The 19,833-nt window shown below is 69.2% G+C and carries 19 protein-coding genes; 10 read left to right on the forward strand and 9 right to left on the reverse strand.

Annotated elements, in window-relative coordinates:
- The first annotated feature begins 168 nt into the window (after positions 1-168).
- Positions 169-981 carry a helix-turn-helix transcriptional regulator gene (locus ABZ552_RS27230; protein WP_281916911.1) on the forward strand — a complete coding sequence of 271 codons (813 nt, stop codon included), beginning with the start codon at positions 169-171 and terminating at the stop codon, positions 979-981.
- A gap of 7 nt (positions 982-988) precedes the next feature.
- On the opposite strand, the gene ABZ552_RS27235 is transcribed toward ABZ552_RS27230, so the two are convergent.
- Entirely contained in the window at positions 989-1,234 is a 246-nt protein-coding gene (locus tag ABZ552_RS27235) for a hypothetical protein (protein WP_159845215.1), read from the reverse strand.
- 176 nt (positions 1,235-1,410) lie between these two features.
- Entirely contained in the window at positions 1,411-1,671 is a 261-nt protein-coding gene (gene rpsT, locus ABZ552_RS27240; RefSeq protein WP_281874904.1) for a 30S ribosomal protein S20, read from the reverse strand.
- Positions 1,672-2,270: 599 nt separating this feature from the next.
- Here rpsT and ABZ552_RS27245 point away from each other — a divergent pair.
- The gene (locus ABZ552_RS27245; RefSeq protein WP_281874903.1) at positions 2,271-3,059 is read left to right on the forward strand and encodes an aquaporin; all 789 of its coding nucleotides are present in this window, start codon (positions 2,271-2,273) and stop codon (positions 3,057-3,059) included.
- Positions 3,060-3,107: 48 nt separating this feature from the next.
- On the opposite strand, the gene ABZ552_RS27250 is transcribed toward ABZ552_RS27245, so the two are convergent.
- Entirely contained in the window at positions 3,108-3,509 is a 402-nt protein-coding gene (locus ABZ552_RS27250; RefSeq protein WP_357440652.1) for a DUF5360 family protein, read from the reverse strand.
- A 7-nt stretch (positions 3,510-3,516) separates the two neighbouring features.
- Positions 3,517-4,071 carry a type II toxin-antitoxin system PemK/MazF family toxin gene (locus tag ABZ552_RS27255; protein WP_281874901.1) on the reverse strand — a complete coding sequence of 185 codons (555 nt, stop codon included), beginning with the start codon at positions 4,069-4,071 and terminating at the stop codon, positions 3,517-3,519.
- A gap of 309 nt (positions 4,072-4,380) precedes the next feature.
- Here ABZ552_RS27255 and lepA point away from each other — a divergent pair, with 309 nt between their 5' ends.
- Positions 4,381-6,282, forward strand: a complete 1,902-nt coding sequence (gene lepA, locus ABZ552_RS27260; RefSeq protein WP_281916913.1) for a translation elongation factor 4 — start codon at positions 4,381-4,383, stop codon at positions 6,280-6,282.
- A 107-nt stretch (positions 6,283-6,389) separates the two neighbouring features.
- On the opposite strand, the gene ABZ552_RS27265 is transcribed toward lepA, so the two are convergent.
- Positions 6,390-6,818: an SRPBCC domain-containing protein gene (locus tag ABZ552_RS27265; RefSeq protein ID WP_357440656.1), complete on the reverse strand. Its 429-nt coding sequence runs from the start codon at positions 6,816-6,818 to the stop codon at positions 6,390-6,392.
- A 106-nt stretch (positions 6,819-6,924) separates the two neighbouring features.
- Between ABZ552_RS27265 and ABZ552_RS27270 the strand changes: the two genes are divergently transcribed.
- Positions 6,925-7,302 (forward strand): hypothetical protein, encoded by a 378-nt coding sequence (locus ABZ552_RS27270; protein ID WP_281874897.1) that lies wholly within the window; start codon positions 6,925-6,927, stop codon positions 7,300-7,302.
- On the opposite strand, the gene ABZ552_RS27275 is transcribed toward ABZ552_RS27270, so the two are convergent.
- Positions 7,288-8,592, reverse strand: a complete 1,305-nt coding sequence (locus tag ABZ552_RS27275; RefSeq protein WP_357440659.1) for a HAMP domain-containing sensor histidine kinase — start codon at positions 8,590-8,592, stop codon at positions 7,288-7,290. The genes ABZ552_RS27270 and ABZ552_RS27275 overlap by 15 nt on opposite strands.
- Entirely contained in the window at positions 8,589-9,281 is a 693-nt protein-coding gene (locus ABZ552_RS27280) for a response regulator transcription factor (RefSeq protein WP_357440662.1), read from the reverse strand. Before ABZ552_RS27280 ends, ABZ552_RS27275 begins: the two co-directional genes overlap by 4 nt.
- A 477-nt stretch (positions 9,282-9,758) precedes the next feature.
- Here ABZ552_RS27280 and ABZ552_RS27285 point away from each other — a divergent pair, with 477 nt between their 5' ends.
- Together ABZ552_RS27285 and ABZ552_RS27290 are read left to right on the forward strand one after the other, a co-directional pair.
- The gene (locus ABZ552_RS27285; protein ID WP_357440665.1) at positions 9,759-11,936 is read left to right on the forward strand and encodes a hypothetical protein; all 2,178 of its coding nucleotides are present in this window, start codon (positions 9,759-9,761) and stop codon (positions 11,934-11,936) included.
- An 81-nt stretch (positions 11,937-12,017) separates the two neighbouring features.
- Entirely contained in the window at positions 12,018-13,823 is a 1,806-nt protein-coding gene (locus tag ABZ552_RS27290; protein ID WP_357440668.1) for a hypothetical protein, read from the forward strand.
- 108 nt (positions 13,824-13,931) lie between these two features.
- On the opposite strand, the gene ABZ552_RS27295 is transcribed toward ABZ552_RS27290, so the two are convergent.
- Complete coding sequence (locus ABZ552_RS27295; RefSeq protein ID WP_281874892.1) at positions 13,932-15,932, reverse strand: glycoside hydrolase family 15 protein; 2,001 nt, start codon at positions 15,930-15,932, stop codon at positions 13,932-13,934.
- 102 nt (positions 15,933-16,034) lie between these two features.
- Between ABZ552_RS27295 and ABZ552_RS27300 the strand changes: the two genes are divergently transcribed.
- Positions 16,035-16,307 carry a hypothetical protein gene (locus tag ABZ552_RS27300; RefSeq protein WP_281874891.1) on the forward strand — a complete coding sequence of 91 codons (273 nt, stop codon included), beginning with the start codon at positions 16,035-16,037 and terminating at the stop codon, positions 16,305-16,307.
- Positions 16,308-16,387: 80 nt separating this feature from the next.
- Here the strand turns inward: ABZ552_RS27300 and ABZ552_RS27305 are convergent, their stop codons facing one another.
- Complete coding sequence (locus tag ABZ552_RS27305) at positions 16,388-17,443, reverse strand: M48 family metallopeptidase (protein WP_281874890.1); 1,056 nt, start codon at positions 17,441-17,443, stop codon at positions 16,388-16,390.
- A 70-nt stretch (positions 17,444-17,513) separates the two neighbouring features.
- Between ABZ552_RS27305 and ABZ552_RS27310 the strand changes: the two genes are divergently transcribed.
- The 3 genes from ABZ552_RS27310 to cysT all read left to right on the forward strand — a co-directional run bounded on the left by ABZ552_RS27310 (position 17,514) and on the right by cysT (position 19,781).
- Complete coding sequence (locus ABZ552_RS27310; RefSeq protein WP_321210233.1) at positions 17,514-17,603, forward strand: Ms4533A family Cys-rich leader peptide; 90 nt, start codon at positions 17,514-17,516, stop codon at positions 17,601-17,603.
- Positions 17,604-17,804: 201 nt separating this feature from the next.
- Positions 17,805-18,851 carry a sulfate ABC transporter substrate-binding protein gene (locus ABZ552_RS27315; protein WP_281874888.1) on the forward strand — a complete coding sequence of 349 codons (1,047 nt, stop codon included), beginning with the start codon at positions 17,805-17,807 and terminating at the stop codon, positions 18,849-18,851.
- 129 nt (positions 18,852-18,980) lie between these two features.
- Positions 18,981-19,781, forward strand: coding sequence for a sulfate ABC transporter permease subunit CysT (gene cysT / locus ABZ552_RS27320; RefSeq protein ID WP_281881103.1), 801 nt, complete (start codon positions 18,981-18,983; stop codon positions 19,779-19,781).
- Positions 19,782-19,833 lie beyond the last annotated feature (52 nt).

Below are 19,833 nucleotides of genomic sequence, written 5' to 3' on the forward strand. Positions count from 1 at the left end.
GGTGCGGACCCGGCACAGCGTCCCGATCGCGGTTCGGGTGGCGGCAGGTCTGATCAGGGCGGACCCGGGAGCGGCGCGGAGTCGGCGCAGCGTCCCGATCGCGGCCCGGGCGGTGGGAGTCCGCGCACCCACGGGGTGTCCGGCAGCGGCGCGGATCGTGTTCAAGAGATGGCAGCGTTCCTCCGTGCCCGCAGGGAGCGGCTGACGCCGGCCGATCTCGGCTTGCCGCAGCGCAGGCAGACGCGCCGGACCCCGGGACTGCGGCGGGAAGAGGTCGCCGAGCTGGCGGGCGTGAGCACCGATTACATCGTGCGGCTGGAGCAAGGGCGGGGCCTGCGACCGTCGGTGGAGGTGCTCAACGCGCTGGCGCGGGCATTGTGCCTGAACGACGACGAGCGCGCCTACCTGTTCGATCTGGCGCTACAGCGGCAGCCCGACCACGGCAAGCCGAGCACGGTGCCCCCGCCCGCGCTGGCCATGCTGGTGTGTGACCTGTCGCCGTTGCCCGCGATGCTGGTCAACCACCGATACGACATCCTGGCCTGGAACCGGGAGATGGCAGCCTTGATCACGGATTTCGGCGCGCTGCCGGAGCGGCAGCGCAACTCCATGTGGCTGTGCCTGCTCGACCCGAGCATGCGGGATTTCTATGTCGAGCGGGAACGCATCATCCGGGAGGGCATCGCGGATCTGCGCGCGGCGTGGGCCGCGCACCCGGACGACCGGGCGCTGGCCGATTTGATCGCCGAGTTCACCGAGTACAGCGCGGAGTTCGAGCAGGCGTGGGCCCGCCACGACGTGCGCGTGCAGGGGCGAGGCAACAAGCCGTTGCGGCATCCGCTGGTGGGTCCGCTGGTCGTCAGCTACGAGGTGCTGATGCCCGTGCAGGATCCCGACCAGCGGATCATCATCTATCGCGCCGCGGACGCGGAATCCCAGTCGGCGCTGGACCGGCTCGTCGCCGCCCTGGATGCGCCGTGACCGGGGGTCATTCCGCCGAACTCAGCACCAATTCGCCGTCGTCGTCCGCGTCCTCGTAGCGGCCTTCCCACTCCTCGTAGGCCGGCACGTCCTCGTCCCGGGTGACGATCCACTCCAACGAGTAACCGCCGTCGTCGTCGGGAACCAGCACATTCTCGATCTTCAGTCCGAAGCCGAGCACCTCGGCCGCGCGGATCACGTCCGGCAGATCCTCGGCGCGAACGACCGTCTGATTGGCATACACGGTTACCATGCGCGGAATGGTAGCTGGAACCTCTGACACGGCGCGGGCCGAATCCTGAAAGCCCAGGTAGAACGCGCCTCGCGGCGGTGTTGCCGCCCGGGCACGACAAAAGCCGCCGTGGTCATCGAGGCCACGGCGGCTGCGTCACAGCACGAGCGCGGTACCGGCGTGCGGTACCGGGTGGATCAGAGCTTGTTGAAGGCCAGCGCCAGGGCCGACTTCTTGTTGGCGGCCTGGTTGGCGTGGATGACGCCCTTCGAGGCGGCCTTGTCCAGCTTGCGGCTGGCGAACTGCAGGCGCTCGGCGGCGGCTTCCTTGTCACCGGCGGCCGCGGCCTCGCGGAAGCCGCGGATGGCGGTGCGCAGCGCGGACTTGACCGACTGGTTGCGCTTGCGCGCTTCCTCGTTGGTGCGGATCCGCTTCAGCTGGGACTTGATGTTGGCCACGCCGGTTCCTCGTGTTCCTGTCTGGTAGGTCTGTCCTGGGAAAGTTCGTCGAGCGCGCGACATACCCGCGGTGGACGGGTAACGCAGCGCCGAAGGTCGAGGTTACCAGTCGCCGTCCGGCACACGAAATCGACACCCGACCGGTCGAATCGCGGGTGACGGGCTCGCGATCCGTCGGACAGCCGGGCGCTCGGCCGATCCCAGTCCTGGCGGCCGGTGTCCGGCACGGCGGGCGGCTGCGGGCGCCTGGTGTCGCGGAACCGGCCTGGGCAGCGCGAGCGGCTGTGCACCGGCTATCTCCGGGCCGCGCCGCTGCCCGGCGGGGGATATCAGCACGGGGCGAGCGGCGTGCGTGGCGGAGTAACGACACCTACAGCGGCATTACCTGCATGAATGACATTTTCCGGCTGCCCGCGGTGGCCGGGTCGACGCTTCCCGGTGTCTTCTCCGGCGGCGGCGCGACCGGCCCCGAAGTCGTTGTAGAGATCATCCGACTCGCGTAGCGTCCTCAGAGCAACCGTTGCTGTTCGAGCGGCTCTGTTGTCGAAGCGGTACCACGACTCGTCCGAGTACATGTCTGGAACGCGGAAGGTGGACAGATGTCTCCAACGGCCCAGGAAATGGTCGAAGAGGTTGTCGAGAACAAACCGATCCCCGAAAGCAAGAAGTGGGGCGCCGAGGCGCTCGGCACCTTCGTCCTGGTGATCGGTGGCGTCGGCACCGCGGTGCTGGCGGGGAACAAGGTCGGTCCGCTTGGCGTCGCGCTGGGCTTCGGCCTGTCGCTGATGTTTCTCGTCTACTCCATCGGGCCGATTTCGGGCTGTCATGTCAACCCGGCGGTCACCCTGGGGCATCTGCTGCTCGGCCGGCTCAGCGGCGTGTCCGCGGCGGGGTATGTGATCTCGCAGCTGATCGGCGGGCTCCTCGCCGGACTCGTTCTGTTCGCGCTGGCCAAGAACCTGCCGTCATACGATCGATCGGTCGACGGTCTCGGCGCGAACGGGTGGGGCAAGCACAGCCCGTCCGCGATCCGGGGGCCCCTGGGCGAGGTGGTCGTGCAGAACGGGTTCGGGATCGCCGCCATGATCATCGTCGAAGTGATGCTGACGGCGCTGCTCGTCTTCGTGGTGCTGTCGTCCACCGACCAGCTCTCGGACGTGCCGTTGGCCGGCCTGTCCATCGGCGTCACGCTGGCGGTGATCCACCTGGTGTCGATTCCGGTGGACAACACCTCGGTCAATCCGGCCCGCAGTCTCGCTGTGGCGCCCTACCAGGACGGCGCGATGGGACAGGTCTGGGCCTTCATCGTGTTCCCGCTGATCGGCGGGGGTCTGGGCGCGCTGCTGTACGGCCTGCTGTTCGGCCGTTCCCGCGACATGATCTCCTGACCGGCGCGTTCCCGCCTGGGTCAGCGGCCCGCAGGCGCGGCGGCATCGTCAGCTCGCCGCTTGTTCCTGCGGGCCGTCGCATACCAGGGTGACCAAGGCGGGGAGGGGGAACAGCAGCAGGAAGAGGTTGGGCGCCCACCACAGCGGGCTGAAATCGCCGCGCAGCGTCCAGAACGCGAGGGCTTGCAGCCCGGCAACGCTGGTCAGCGTCAAGGAGACGGTCATCAGGGTGCGCCCGCCCGCGCGGCACAGGCTCGCCAGGCCGGTGGCGCTCGCGGCGAGGTCCAGCACGACGAACGAGTAGTTCCAGTCGCCGAGGATCGGGTCGGCGTAGTCCTTGTAGGCCCATTCGGGCGGGATCACCTGGGCGAACGCGATCGCCCAGTAGAGCAGGAAACCGACGTCGGTGACCAGCATGGCGATCTTGGTCGGCCCGAGTACGCGCGACACGTCGTCCTCAGTGCCAGGCGTATTCGGCGCAGAGCCGGTGGGCGACGAGGTCGAAGGTCTTGCGCGGCAGGATCGCTCCCTCCCTGCGTATGCCCGCCTCCGGCACGTCGAGCACCCGATCCAGCCGCACCCAGCTCGGGCGGCCGTCGTGGTCCCAGGACCCGCTGCCGATGCCGATCCAGTTGCGGTCGTACGCGCGTTCCGGATTCGACGACAGCATCAGGCCCAGCAGCGTGCGACGATCGCGGCCGACCACCAGCACGGGCCGGTCCTTGCCGTTGCTCGGGTCCTCTTCGAACGGCACCCAGGTCCAGACGATCTCCCCGGGATCGGCGCGGCCGTCCAATTGCGGCGAGTAGACGATCTGCCGGGCCCGCTCGGCGGTGGGGACCGGTGTCGACGCGGCGGGCCGCACCGCGACGCCCCCGTTCGCGCGCCGCTGGGCCAGCGACCCCACGAGCCGGTCGACCAGCCTGGGACCCTGCTGCTTGACTATCTTTGGACCCTGTTGCTTAGCGAGGAGACCGATCTGCTTGCCGAGGGAGTTCCAACTTCGGGCCATCTCAGGAGAATAACGGCGCACCCGCCGCTTCTCACCCGCGTGGGATTCGTTGTGTCGCCGAGGTCATTCGCCGCCCGAGGAAATCGCGCGCCATGCGGACCGGCGAACCGGGGGCCCACCGCCCGAGCGCACTTCCGACCCGCCCGGGTGCGAGTCTTACGAGCACCGTTCGCGGCCCGTCTCGCGTTCGAGCGACCGAAGCGCATGCGACGAAGTCGCGAGTCTCGGTCGCTCGAACGCGAGACTTCCCGGGGCCGCGAACACGCAGCGCCGCAGGCGCTGCAAAAACCAACACAGCATCATGGGACGATGGACGGCAGTTTGCCGATACCCATGAGGAGTGGAGTGCCCGCCAGCTTCGCCGACACGACGTTCACCGATCCCGCCCGGATCCGGAACTTCTGCATCATCGCGCACATCGACCACGGCAAGTCGACGCTGGCCGACCGGATGCTGCAACTGACCGGTGTGGTCGAGGAGCGGCAGATGCGTGCCCAGTATCTGGACCGGATGGATATCGAGCGCGAACGCGGCATCACCATCAAGGCCCAGAACGTGCGGTTGCCCTGGACGCCCAGGACGGGCGAGCACGCGGGCACCGATTTCGTGCTGCACCTCATCGACACCCCCGGCCACGTGGACTTCACCTACGAGGTCTCCCGTGCGCTGGAGGCGTGTGAGGGCGCGATCCTGCTGGTCGACGCCGCACAGGGCATCGAGGCGCAGACGCTGGCCAACCTGTATCTGGCGCTGGACAAGGATCTGACGATCATCCCGGTGCTGAACAAGATCGACCTGCCCGCCGCGGACCCGGAGCGCTACGCCGCCGAACTGGCGCACATCGTCGGCTGCGAGCCGTCGGACGTGCTGCGCGTCTCCGGCAAGACCGGCGAGGGCGTGACGGATCTGCTCGACCAGGTGATCGCCCAGGTGCCGCCGCCGGTCGGCGAGGCCGACGCGCCCGCTCGCGCGATGATCTTCGACTCCGTCTACGACACCTACCGCGGCGTGGTCACCTATGTCCGCGTGGTGGACGGCAAGCTGACCCCGCGCGAGAAGATCAAGATGATGTCCACCGGCGCCACGCACGAGCTGCTGGAGATCGGCATCGTCTCGCCCGAGCCGAAGCCGACCCAGGGTCTCGGCGTCGGCGAGGTCGGTTACCTGATCACGGGCGTGAAGGACGTGCGTCAGTCCAAGGTCGGCGACACGGTGACCGGTGCGCGCGGCGGCGCGAGCGAACCGCTCACCGGATATCGCGAGCCACGCCCGATGGTGTACTCCGGCCTGTATCCGGTGGACGGCTCCGACTACCCGGATCTGCGCGACGCGCTGGAGAAGTTGCAGCTCAACGACGCCGCCCTGACCTACACGCCGGAGACTTCGGTGGCGCTCGGGTTCGGCTTCCGCTGCGGCTTCTTGGGCCTGCTGCACATGGAGATCACCCGCGAGCGCCTGCAACGCGAGTTCGACCTCGACCTGATCTCGACCGCGCCGAACGTGGTGTACCGGGTGGAGATGGAGGACGGCGCCGAGCATGTGGTCACCAACCCCTCGTACTGGCCGGAGGGCAAGGTCGGCAAGGTCTACGAACCGGTCGTGAAGTGCACGATCATCTCGCCGAGCGAGTTCATCGGCTCCATCATGGAGCTGTGCCAGTCCCGTCGCGGTGAGCTCGGCGGCATGGACTACTTGTCGGAGACCCGCGTCGAGCTGCGCTACACCATGCCGATGGCGGAGATCATCTTCGACTTCTTCGACTCGCTGAAGTCGCGCACCCGCGGTTACGCGAGCCTGGACTACGAGGAGTCGGGCGAGCAGGAGTCGCAGCTGGTGAAGGTGGACATCCTGTTGCAGGGCGAGGCGGTGGACGCGTTCAGCGCGATCGTGCACCGCGACGCGGCCCAGGCCTATGGGCACAAGATGACCACCAAGCTGCGCGAGCTGATCCCGCGCCAGCAGTTCGAGGTGCCGATCCAGGCCGCGATCGGGTCGAAGATCATCGCCCGCGAGAACATCCGCGCCATTCGCAAGGACGTGCTGGCCAAGTGCTACGGCGGTGACATCAGCCGCAAGCGCAAGCTGCTGGAGAAGCAGAAGGAAGGCAAGAAGCGGATGAAGACGATCGGCCGGGTCGACGTCCCGCAGGAAGCCTTCGTGGCCGCGCTGTCCTCCGACGCCGCTTCGGACAAGCCGAAGGACAAGAAGTAGGCGGCTAGGTTGTGTGTCGAAGTGAGTTGAGGGTGGCACCGCTGTGCGGTGCCACCCTCAACTGAGAACCGGCAGACAGACCCGCCATCACCACTTCAACACAGGCTCTAGGCGCCTTCGACGCGTTTCTTCAACGCCTCGTTGAGGGCGACGAAATTGTCGCGGGTGTTTTCGATCATCGCGCCGGTGAACGCGATGAGCGCCCCGGAGAACTTCTCGCTCTGCACCAACTGTGTGCCGCCATCGATCGCGGTGAGCACGAATCGATGCTCGCCGTCGAAGATGCCGGGCACCAGCAGTCGCCCGATCCACCGCAGCTCCCGCCCCGGCTCGGCGGCCAGCACCCTCGGCTTGAACGTCATCGGCCGCCCCTGCTTCGGCACCATCCGCAACGTCAGCTTCGCACCCGTACGCAGCTCACCGGCCGCTTGCTGGATGAACGGATTCCACTGCCCATAGGTCGGCAGATCGGCGAGCACCGCCCACACCTGCTCGGGAGTGGCGTTGATCTCGATGGATGTGGTGATCTCACGCACCGTCCGTCTAACCTCGTCTTTCGCGAAAAGCTCTCGTCGCCAGGCTCGATGAGCCCTGACAGACCATCGAGTATTCCAGACCAGCGGGTATGACACGCTGTCCGTCATGTCCGCCCGCGCCATCACCTCGCCGAACCTCACCGACCAGGGACGTCTCGCCTCGATTCTGCGGTTCACCACCGAATTGATCGCGTGGATCGCCACCCCATGGGCACTGGCCGATCACTCGGTCGCGCTCGCGGTTGCGGCATTGGTCGTGCTCATCGGGCTGCCGACCCTCTTCGCCACCCCTGGCGACAAGAGACAGGTCCTCATTCCTGTCCCCGGCGCAGTCACCATCGGTCTCGTCGTTCTCCAACTTGCCGCCGCCGTACTCGCGTCCTGGGCCACTTGGCCGGCCTGGCCGGCCGTCGTCGTCACCACACTGGCGCTCACCACTGCAATCGCCGAACTGCCACGTTGGCGCTGGCTACTCGGGAGATGAGGTACCACGACCGACCAGGCAGACTTGGGGCCCGCCTAGCCCGCTGCGCAACCGTACGCGCAGGCGGGCGCCGCCCAACGGGCTCTCGTCGAGTTCGGCGGTGCCGGAATGCAATTCGGCTTGCTGGCGGACCAGGGCCAGGCCCAGGCCGGAGCCGGGTGAGCCGGGGCCTTTGACGAAGCGGTCGAACGCGTCGGCGCGCAGGGCCTCGGGGATGCCGTGGCCGTCGTCGTCGACCTGGATCTCCACGGTGTCCTCCGGGCCGGTTCGTGCGGTGACGGTGACGGTTCGGGCGTGACCGTGTTGCACGGCGTTTGCGACGGCGTTCGTGACGATGAGCAGGACGCCGCCGGACAGACCGGTGACGGTGACCGGGGCGCAGTCGGCGAGCCGGACGTCGACTCCGGGATGCCTGCGCCGGGCGTCGTGCACCGCTCGATCCAGGGTGTCGCAGAGGTCGAACGGTTCGAAGACGTCCGGCTCGGTGAGTTCGCCGAGCGCGAGGCGTTCCAGGTCGGTCAGCGTGTTCTCGATCTGCCGCTCGGCCAGCAGCACTTCGGACAGGATCGCGCCGCGCTGCCCCTCCGGTATTTCTTTCGTGGCCAGTACCTGCAGGTCGGTGCGCAAAGCCGTGAGCGGGGTACGCAATTCGTGCGCGCAGACCGACGCGAAGTCGCGCGCCCCGCTCAGGGCGCGCTGGGTGGCGCGGTGCGCGGCCTCCAGCCGGGCGAGCATGCGGGTGATCGCGTCGGAGAGTTCCTCGGCTTCCCGCGCGCCCCGGCCGGACAACGGCGGCAGTTCCTCCAAGGTGTCGATGCGATGGGTGGCGTCGGCCAGGCGGCGCAGTGGACGCGCGGCGAATCCGGCCAGGAACCAGCCGAGCAGGGCGGCCAGGAGCGCGCCTGCGACGCCGATGCCGAACCCGATGCGCTGACTGCGGTGAATGGCCGACGCCACGACATCGCGGTCGGGATCGAGCGCGACCAGCACGCCAGGGAGGCCGTCGACCCGGGCGATCGCCGCGTCGGCGGGCGCACCCGGCCTGCGTGCGTCCGCGGGCGCCTGCCGTGGGGACAACGGGGCCGCGGCCGGTGGACCCGGTTGCGCGGGAACCGCTTCCAGGGGCCCGGCGACGCGCACCGCCATCGAGGAGACGGTCTCGTCCAGCTGGCGTTCGCCGGTGGCGTCGAGCAGAGCCGCGAAGGTGATCGTCAAGGTGAGCGCGACCAGCGCCGCGACCACCCCCGAGACGACGGCCACCCGGGTGCGCAGCGACGGTGACCTGCTCATGGTTCCTCCCGGAGGACGAAGCCGACGCCGCGCACGGTGTGGATCACCCGGGGCACGTCGTCCGCCTCCAGTTTGCGTCGCAGATAGGAGACGAACACGTCGACGACGTTGGTGTCGGTGGGGAAGTCGTATCCCCAGACGGCGGACAGGATCTGCTCGCGGCCGAGCACGATGCCCGTGTGCTCGGCGAGCAGGGCGAGCACCTCGAATTCCCGTTTCGTCAGCTCCACCGGCCGGTCTCCGGCCAGCACCCGGCGCCCGGCCGGGTCGATGCGCACCCGCCCGACCGCGCGCACCTGCTCCGGCCGCCGTACCGGTTTCCGGCTGCGCCGCAGCAGCGCGTGCAACCGGGCGACCAGCTCGCCGAGATCGAACGGCTTGGTGAGGTAGTCGTCGGCTCCGCGCTCCAGGCAGGCGATTCGGTCGCTGACCGCGGTGCGCGCGCTGAGCACACAGATCGGGATGTCGTTGCCCATCGCCCGCAGCGCGGTGACCACCCCGACGCCGTCGAGCACGGGCATGTTGACGTCGAGCACCATCGCGTCGGGCGTGGTGGCGCGGACCATGCTCAGCGCTTCGGCGCCGTCGGACGCGGTGACGACCTCGAAATCGGAGAGCTCCAGTCCTCGCCGCAGCGACGCGAGGACGCGAACCTCGTCGTCCGCGACCAGGATTCGTTGTCCGGCCATGGTGTCAATCTAATCCCACACTCTGGGAGTGACCGGCTGGCTGCCGACCAGGTGGCCGGAGCGCGATATCGGTCGGCAGTCGTCCGGTCGATGCGCCGACGGTGTGGTGCCCCGCGCATCCGTGCCGCCGAGCGGCTGGTTCCTCGAATTCGACAGTCCGGAGCCGATCTCCAGCACTCCGCCGGCAAATCTTAGAGTTCCATTAATTTTTCCCGGCCGGTTCACAGCCACGCTGATGACGAATCGATCAGTCCTGGTGGCGGCGTCTATTCGAGTCTGCGCGCGGTCCGGAACACCACCGGAAATGGGGCTTCCGACCCGGTATTTCGGATGGCAAGGTTGTGTTGCTCACCACAGCCGTATTCTCTACAGTCCTGGAGAATGTGACAGGGGAGTATTCCCGAAATACTGTTGGATGATCTTCACTTGCTCGGCCGGCGTGGTGAGGATGCTGGACAACCGAGAGTGGAGCTTCTTATGACGCGTGATCTGCCCTTCGACGACGACACCGAAGGGGCCGAGCGCGCGGGCGACACCGCCTATCGTGTGGCCACCGGCGTCGCGCGGGTCGCGCGGGCGGGCGCCTATGTCACCGGTGGAGCCTTGGTGGCCGCCAACGGTGGCGGCGTCCCCGCGCAGCCCGGCGAATCCCGCCTCGACAGCTGGCACACCGGCTGGGCGCACAGCACCGATCCCGACCCCGACCAGCCGAGCCCGGTGATCACCTTCCCGGACCCGGTCGTCGAACCCGCGCCGTTCTCCTCGCACGGCTCGAACACTCCGGTGGCGCACGGCAACCCGGTCCCGGGGTCGGTCGGCCCCGCGCCCGCGTTCACCTTGCCCAGCACCGGCGCCGCCCCGTCGTTGCCCACGCTCGGGGGCGACTACAGCGGGACCGACGCCGGATTCCCACTGCCGACGTTGGCCGGCGGCGAGGCGGGCGGGCACGGGATGCAACTGCCCGGCCACTCCGGAAACGGCGTTCCCGGACTGGGTGGCATCCCGGGCACGGAGGGTTCCGGATCCGGTCTGACCATTCCGGGGACCGAGGGCCACGTGTCCCACGGTCCCGCACTGCCGGGCACCCGGTCCGAGGCTTCCAACGATCTCGACGCGCCCGGCGGCCACGGGTTCGGCCTGCCCGGCCACGGACTCGGCCAAGCCGGGCACGGCTTCGGCCTGCCCGGTTCGAACGGCTTCGTCGCGCCCGGCTCCACCGTCTTCGACCTGCCGGGCGGCAACGGCGTCGGCGCGGCGCCCGCGGCGGGCGACCCGTTCGACGGCGTCGGTCAGGGCGGCGGCGATCTCGGGGCGTTCGTCGGCACGCAGTGGCAGGTCGACTTCGGGATCGGCCCGAACGGGATCTACTTCACCTCCGAGATGAAGGTCGATGTCGGCGTCGGCCATGTCGGCGACCAGCTCGACGAGTACACCGACTGGCTGGCCGACGGCATCCGCATTCCGGATGGCACCGACCACACCGCCGAGCAGGACGCCCCCGGCCACGGCCACTCCGGCCTGCTCGGCGCGCTCACGTCACCGGGCTCGTCCGCGACGCAGTCGTCGGCGGCGTCCGGCGTGGCGCAGTCCCCGTCGGCCGGAGCCGCGCAGCCGTCGGCTTCGAGCGTCGTGCAGCCGCTGTCCGCCTCGGCGCCGGTCGCTCCCGCCGCAACGGTCGCGCCGGTCGCGTCGGTGGCTCCCGCCGTTCCGGCTCCCGCGCCCGCACCCGCGGCGGTCGCCGCCGCTCCGGTCGTCGCGGCCACCCCGCTGCAGACCACGATCCAGCCCGACGTCGCCTCGACCCCGATCGCGAACGTGCTCGCCGCTCCGGAGGGGCCGTCCGTGCTGACCGCTCCGGCCGCGGCGGTTCCCGCGCTGTTCGACGCGGTACGCCCGGCGCCCGCGGTCAAGCCGTCTCCCGTCTCCGACCCGCAGCCGACGCACCCGACGCATTCGCCGACGGCGACCGTGCCCACCCCTACGACGATCGTCAAGACCACGCCGACGCCGAGCGGGCCGGGCGACGCGACCGCACCGTCCGCGCCGAAGACGCCGGATCTCGACATCACGAAGACGCCGGGCGTCACCACCGCGCCGCACGGCGGCATCACGACCGCGCCGGACCTGCCGACCACCAAGACCCCCGGCGCGACGGTCACCCAGACCCCGGCGCCCACGCACGCTCCGACCACCCCGGACGACGACGTGACCACACCGGGCGGCGGCACCGGCCGTCCCAGCACCGGCGGCACCTCGCACAGCACCTATCCGACCGACGATCTGCCGAGTCACGAGCTGCCGACCGGCGACGTGCCGACCGTGAGCCGGCCCGCGCAGCCGACGTACTCCGCGCCGGACCAGCCGACCTACAGCGCTCCCGCGCAGGCGCCCACCGTCGAGCCGCACGCGCCGACCTACACCGCACCCGTGCCCACCCAGGCGCCGATCAAGCCGCAGGTGATCGACCCGAAGCCGCACGGGATCGCGGCGCCGCTGGCGGCCGACCCCGTCGCCGGTCCGGGATTCGCGGAGCACGACTACGATCACTCCGCGTTGCTGTCCGCCGGCGGCCTCTCCAGTGCCTTGCTGCCGGAGCCGGCCATGCCGGAAATGCATCACTATGCGTCCGATGTGTCGGACATCTCACTGATATAGCAGCGCCGCGCGCGGTTGCGAGGACTGTGGAGTGCCCGCCGGGGGTACCTGAACGAAAGTCACCGAGAGTAAGGAGGAGGGTTGTCTGCCGCTGCCGGGCTGAAGGCTGCGACCGTGAAACATCCGGACGCGATGGCCCCGCTCATCCGAATACTCGACGAGCTGCGGGAGACGGCCCGATCCGCGGGACGCGACGACCTGGGCAGCCGGTTGGGCATGGTCCGCGCCAGGGTGAGCGATCCCCGGGTGCGGCTCGTGGTCGTCGGTCGTCCGAAGAACGGCATGAGCACGCTGGTCAACAGCCTGGTCGGCGCCTCGGTCAGTGCGACCGACAGCGATCTGAGCGTCCCGGTGATCGTCGAGTACGGCCCGGATCCGACCGCCACGCTGGTGCGGCAGACCGAGTACGGCCGCACCGAACGTCAGCCGGTCGACCCGCTCGATCCCGGCCCGGCGCTGGCCACGCAGGGCGTCGTCCGCGCCGAATTCACCCAGCCGAGCCCGTTGCTCGCCGATGGCGTCGTGGTCATGGACGCACCGGGTGCGCTGGGCGACGACCGCACCACCTGGTCGATGATCGCCGCGGCCGACGCCGTGCTCTACGTCGGCGAGGCCGGTAGCGAGCTGACCCCGGAGCAGATCGCCGAATTGCAGCGCATCCAGCAGATCTGCCCGACCGTGATCTGCGTGCTGAACAAGATCGACGTGTTCCCGCATTGGTCGCGCACCCAGCAGCGCAACCGCGAACTGCTGGACTCGGCGGGGCTGGGCTTCGCGGTGGCGCCGGTTTCCGCGGAACTGCACCGGCAGGCCGGGTTGACCGGTGACTACCAGCGCGACATCGAATCCGGCGTGCCGCAGCTGATCGATCATCTGCGCGACTACGTGGTCGCCCGCGCGGACGCGGTGGCGCTGGAAGCCGCGGTCCAGGACATTCGCCTGGTTTGCGACCACCTCGCGGTGACGCTGCGCACCGAAGCCGAGGCGCTGCGCGATCCACGGCGCCGGGCCGAGATCACCGACCAGCTCGCTCGCGCCCGCGACGAGGCCGACCAGCTGCGCCAGCGCACCGCGAACTGGCAGGTCACGCTCGTCGACGGCGCGACGGAGCTGATGGCCGACATCGAGCACGATCTGCGTCACCGGCTGCGCAGCCTGATCCGCGACGCCGAGGCCGAGATCGCCCAGACCGATCCGGCGCGCCGGTGGAAGGACTTCGGCGCCGATCTGGACGCGCGCATCTGCGAGGCGGTCGAGGAGAACTTCGCCGTGGCGCACTACCGTTCGATGGAGCTGTGCGAGCAGGTGGCCGCCAAATTCCCGGCCGACAACCGCACCCCTCCGCTGCCGGACCTGCGCTTGGCCAACCCGGGCGAGGTGCTCGAAGCGGTGCAGCCCTTGGAGCCGCTGGAGAGCGCGAAAGCCGGTGTGACTCAGCAGTTCCTGACCGGTCTGCGCGGCTCCTACGGCGGCATCCTGATGGTCGGTCTGGCCACCAGCCTGCTGGGCATGTCGCTGGTGAACTGGTATTCGGCGGGCGCGGGCGTGCTGCTGGGCGTCAACGCGCTGTGGGACGACCGCAAGAACCGCAAGCTGCGCCGCCGCGCCGAGGCCAAGATGGCGGTGGCCCGCCTGATGGACGACGTGATCTTCCAGGTCGGCAAGGAGTCGCGCAACCGCCTGCGCGCCATGCAGCGCGTGCTGCGCGACCACTTCACCGACATCGCGACCGAGGTCGCCCGCGGCGCGGACGACGCGCTGCGGCGGGCCGAGGAGAACTACGGGAAGTACGGTGACCGCAGGCCGGAGCGGATCGCCGACCTCGACGCACAGCTCGGCAGAGTGCGCGCGCTGCGCGAGGAGGCCGACGGGCTCGTTCCCGCGTAGGCCGTCCCCAGGGCCCGGTCGGACCGGCTGACCCTGCGGTGTCGGATGGGGATTCTCGCAGGATCATGCCGATGACCTTGCGGTGTCGGATCGTGTTCGCTCGCAGGATCAGACCGGATGACCCTGCGGTGTGTGCGCGGGCTGGAAGCGGCCCGCGTGCCGGGTGTCCTCGGCGCGGATGACGTGGGTCACGGCGTTGATCAGCGCAAGGTGGGTGAACGCCTGCGGGAAGTTGCCGAGGTGGCGTCCGCTGCGCGGATCGATCTCCTCGGCGTACAACCGCAGCGGGCTGGCGAAGCCGAGCAGTCGCTCGCACAGGTGCCTGGCCCGCTGGATCTCCCCGATCTCGACCAGCGCCGAGACCAGCCAGAACGAGCAGATGGTGAACGCGCCCTCCACGCCGCTCAAGCCGTCGTCGGTCGTTTCGGTCCGATACCGCAGCACCAAGCCGTTCTCGGTGAGCCGGTCGGCGATGGCCAGCACGGTGGCGCGTACCCGGTCGTCCTCGGGCGGCAGGAAACGGGTGAGCACCACCAGCAGCAGCGAGGCGTCCAGGGTGTCGCCGCCGTAGACCTGGGTGAACACGCCTTCGGAGTTGACGCCGTTGGCCAGGACGTCGGCCTTGATCTCCTCCGCGATCGCGTACCACTCCTCGGCGTGCTCGTACTGGCCGTGCAGCTCGGCCAGTTTCGCACCGCGATCCAGCGCCACCCAGCACATCACCTTGGACGAAGTGAAATGCTGGGGCTCGCCGCGCACCTCCCAGATGCCCCGGTCGGGGTCCTTCCAGTGCTCGATGGCGGCGCGCACCTGGCGGACCAGCAGCGGCCACAAGGTCTCCGGCACCTGCTGGCGCGACTTCACATGCAGGTACACGGCGTCCAGCATGGTGCCCCAGATGTCGTGCTGGTCCTGGTTGTAGGCGTTGTTGCCGATGCGCACCGGACGGGATTGGTCGTAGCCGCCGAAATGATCGAGGATGATCTCGTCGAGCTGGCGTTCGCCCCCGATGCCGTAGAGCACCTGCAGGGGAACGGGCTCGCCCTCCTCCCCGGTCGTCGCGTCGTTGAGGAACGCGAAGAAATCGTCGGCCTCCCGGTCCAGGCCGAGCGTGTACAGGCCCCACAGCGCGAAGCTGGCGTCCCGCACCCAGCTGTAGCGGTAATCCCAATTGCGTTCTCCGCCGGGAGTTTCCGGCAGGGACGTGGTGGCGGCGGCCATCAGGGCGCCGGTCGGCGCGTAGGTGAGGCCCTTGAGGGTGAGCGCGCTGCGCTGCAGGTAGTTGCGCCACGGGTGATCGGGGAACTTGCCGAGCGTGATCCACTGACGCCAGCACTCGGTGGTCTGCCACATCTTGTTCGCGGCCTCGTCGAAGGTGCGCGGCGCGGGCAGCTCCGACCAGGTGAGCGCGACGAAGACCTCGTCGCCCTCCTTCATCCTGGTGCGGGCCCGCGCCTCGCGGCCCTCCAGCCCGAGCCGCAGATCCGTGGTGAGAACCAGCGTCGGACCGGCGCTGGCGTCGTCGCTGCGCACCGCGGTCGCCTCCTCGTACACCTTGCCGGTGTACTCCCAGCGGGCGGTGGCCCGGTGGTAGTCGAACGCGGGCTCGCAACTCATCTCGAGTTCCACGGTGCCGTTCACGCATTTCACCGTGCGCAGCAGCAGGTGCTCGGCATCCCAGTCCATCGGGGTGCGCCGGTGGGTCTTGCTGCGCTGATCGTTGTTGTGCCAGCGCCCGAGCACCAGCGCGTCGCGCACGATCAGCCAGCCGGTGCCGGTCTGCCAGGTGGTCTCCAGGATCATCCCGCCCGGCAGGTAGCGGCGGGCGGCGGGCACGTTCACGCCGTAGGGCCCGACCCGGAAGTAGCCCGCGCTGCGGTCCAGCAGCGCCCCGAAGATGCTCGGCGAATCCGGCCGCGGCACGCACATCCATTCCACCGAGCCGTTGCTGGCGATCAGGCAGCTGGTCTCGCAGTCGGACAGGAAGGCGTAGTCGTCGATCGGCGGGTAGGCGCCGTGGCGGTGCGGCTCGGTCGCGCCCGTCGGGTAGGTCAGGTTCGTCGGCAGGCCGTCGGAGTCGTTGAGGGTGAGGTGATCGGAGGACGCCATACCCCATCTTCGGGCCGATGCGCGCCCGGCGTCCACCGCTCGGTCCGGGTACTGTGCCGATGGCCTCGTGGAACCGGCCGGCGAACCGACTAGGCTGGGATCGTGCATCGCATCGCAGGATGGTGGGACGGCTTCGAGCTGTGGGTGGCGGGACTGCCGTTCATCCCGCAGTTCCTGGTCGTCCTCGTGGGCATGGTCCCGATCAGCTTCGCCATCGCCTACGGGCTCGATCGCGTGCTGCGAGCCGTGCTGCGCATCCTGGATCGCCGATACGGCGCCCACCCCGCACCGGTCCGGCCCGCCCCGGCCGCCGCGATGCTCGAACCCGAGCAGGCGGCCGAGACTCGCACGCCGGTGCAGAGCGGGGCGCGTTGATGCCTCGCTCGCGCGTTCAGCTCGCCCTCGTCGCCCTGCTCGTGCTCATCGTCGTCGCCTGGTTGCTCACCCGCTGACGGTCAGTTTCCGCCGGTCCGCCAGTCGCCGAACCGTTTGCCGAGCTTCGCGACGGTGTCGCCGACCTCGTGGGCGACCGTGCTCGCCGCCGCGCCGACATCCCGTCCCAGCGTGCGCACGGTCCGGATGAGCGGGTCTTCGGACTGGTCGAAGTTCGTGCGGTAGGTGCGGGCGGCGGCTCTCATCTCGTCGGTGATCCTGGTGGCGCGATCCTGGTCCCGGCGCGGATAGTCGCCCGCCAGCACGCGATCGTAGTCGCCGCTCTGGATCCAGCGGCGCAGTTCGGCCGCGCGCAGCACGGAGAAGGGATGGCTCTGCAACTCCAGGTTGAGCAGCTTCAGCACGCCGTCGCGCAGGTCGCCGGACCGTTCGTAGTCGTCGGCCTGGGCCAGGAACGCCCCGTGGTTCATCTCCTTGACCCAGGCGCCGCCCGCCGTCTTCATATGGACGCGCACCGACGCGTCGACATCCTGGCCGCACAGCAGCCCCGCCCGGTCGCCGGACAGCTCCGACTTGCGGCTCCACTCCATGAGGGCCGCGACGATGCCGCGCAGCGCCCAGCCGCCGACCGGCAGCCAGCCGACGCTCGCGGAGACCCGCAGCAGGTGCATCAGCATCGTGCGGTACACCGCGTGGCCGGACAGCGCGTGCCCGACCTCATGGCCGACCACGAAACGCAGTTCCTCGGTGTCCATCAGTTCGAGCAAGCCCGTCGTCAGCACGATGAACGGCCGGTCCATGCCGATGGTGAGGGCGTTCACCTGCGGGCTCTGCAGCACGAACAGCTCGGGCGTGGTGGGGGCGTCCAGGATCCGCACGGCGTCCTGGCGCAGGTGGTGGAGGGTGCGGAACTGCCGCTCGTCCACCCGGACGGCGGTGGCCAGATACAGTAGCCGGTGCTGGCGTTCTTGCAGCAAACCCGACAGTGTGCGCAGCACCACGTCGAAGCCCGCCAGTGACCGCAAGGTAACCAGGGCGGTGCGGTCGGCGGGATGCTCCCACGTGCGGGTGCTGATGCCGGGGAACTGGACGCGGACGCGATCCGGACTGGTGGTCATGGGATGAAACCCCCCTCTTCCTGGGACTCTTCGATTCGAACTCCGTCGTTCGCTCTGATAAAGTCTGCCCGTGTCTTCGAGCGCCGTCCCGCAGGTCCGCCATGAATTGGCGTTGATTGCTGTCGGTGATCTCGCGGTCGCGGACGTCTACTGTCGCTGATCGGCAACCGGGCACCTCCGCGTCTCGTTCCCAGCAGACTGGCGCGCTTCCTGCGGATGTGCCCGCCTCCCAGCGGCCCGTTGGGGCCGATAGTCGCCGCTGCCGTATCGCTCGATCGGCAGGTCTGCTGATCCAAGAAGATGGTCGCCGCCACCGATGTATTACCGGAGAAATGGCGGTCCGCACGAAAGGTCCACCCCGATGGCTCGCAAATCTTGGCTTTCGCCGCGTCGACGCTACAGCGCCGTTGCCCTCGCCGCAGTCGCGGCGGTCGCGCTAACCGCGTGCGGCGGCGGAGCCAGCGACACGGTCGGGGGAGGCGCTTCCGATGGCAGCGGCGGCACCCTCAACCTGTACGCCTACGCCGTGCCCAAGCCCGGTTTCGACAAGGTGATCCCCGAGTTCAACAAGACCGAGCAGGGCAAGGGCGTGCAGATCCAGCAGTCCTACGGCGCCTCCGGTGACCAGTCCCGCAAGGTGAAGGACGGCGCCGAGGCCGACGTGGTCAACTTCTCGGTCGAGCCGGACATCACCCGCCTGGTCGACGCGGGCCTGGTGGACGCGAGCTGGAACGCCGACGCCACCAAGGGCGTCCCGTTCGGCTCGGTGGTCGCGATCGTCGTGCGCAAGGGCAACCCCAAGGGCATCAAGGACTGGGACGACCTGCTGAAGCCGGGCGTCGAGGTGGTCACCCCGAACCCGTTCAGCTCCGGATCGGCCAAGTGGAACCTGCTCGCGCCGTACGCGGCCAAGAGCGACGGCGGCAAGAACCCCCAGGCCGGCTTGGACTACCTGAGCAAGCTGGTCTCCAAGGACCACGTGAAGGTGCAGCCCAAATCCGGCCGCGAAGCGACCGAGACCTTCCTGCAGGGCACCGGTGACGTGCTGCTGAGCTACGAGAACGAGGCGATCTTCTCCGAGCGCAACGGCGATCAGATCGAGCACTTCGTCCCGCCGGTGACGTTCAAGATCGAGAACCCGGTCGCGGTGCTGAAGAACAGCAAGAACCAGCAGAAGGCCGTCGCGTTCCGCGACTTCCTCTTCACCCCCGAGGGGCAGAAGGCCTGGGCCGCCGCCGGCTTCCGCCCGGTCGACCCGAAGGTCGCCGCCGACTACGCCAAGGACTTCCCGACGCCGCAGAAGCTGTGGACGATCGCCGACCTCGGCGGCTGGAAGACGGTGGACAAGGAGCTGTTCACCCCGAACACCGGCTCGGTCGCGGTGATCTACGACAATGCGACCAAGTGACCGGGTGACCCTCGTTACACGGGATACTGGACGATCGTGACGAAGAGCAGTAACGCCGGGACCGTGCTGGAAGACGGTCCCGGCGTCTCCGAGGCAGCCCGCGCGGGCCGCCGCTGGAACTGGTCGTGGCTGCGCGTGACCGGCTCCGTGGGGCCGCTCGGCATCGCCACCGCCGTGCTGTGGCTGAGCATCATCGTGCTGCTGCCGCTGGCGGCGCTCACGGTGACGAGCTTCGAGGAGGGGTGGTCCGGCTTCTGGGACGCGGTCACCGCGCCTGCCGCGCTGGACTCGCTGCGCATCACCGTGCTGGTCTCGGTGGTGGTGGCGGTGATCAACGTGGTGATGGGCACACTGATCGCCTGGGTGCTGGTCCGCGACCGGTTCCCCGGCAAGGGTGTCGTCAACGCGCTGATCGACCTGCCGTTCGCGCTGCCGACCATCGTGGCCAGCATCGTGCTGCTCTCGCTGTACGGTCCGCAGAGTCCGGTGGACATCCACCTGAACGCCACCCAGCCGGGCCTGGTAGTCGCGCTGGCGTTCGTCACGCTGCCGTTCGTGGTGCGCTCGGTGCAGCCGGTGCTGATCGAGGCCGACCGCGAGGTGGAGCAGGCCGCGCTCTCGCTGGGCGCGAACAACTGGACCACCTTTCGCAGGATCGTGCTCCCCGCGCTGACGCCGGCGATCATCAGCGGTGGCGGACTGGCCTTCGCCCGCGCGATCGGCGAGTACGGTTCGGTGGTGCTGATCGGCGGCGCGATCCCGCGCAAGACCGAGATGGCCTCCCAGTACATCCAGAAGCAGATCGAGATCGACCGGCCGGTGAACGCGGCGGCGGTGTCGGTCGCGCTGCTGGCCATCTCGTTCGCGACGCTGCTGGTGCTGCGGCTGCTCGCGGAACGCAGCGCGCGCAAGGAGCAGGCGGCTCGATGAGACACGATCGCGCACAGCGCCCGGCGTCGCCGGGGCGCGGAAATACTCGCGG

The sequence above is a fragment of the Nocardia sp. NPDC019219 genome (genome assembly GCF_040632645.1).
GTDB lineage: Bacteria > Actinomycetota > Actinomycetes > Mycobacteriales > Mycobacteriaceae > Nocardia > Nocardia sputorum.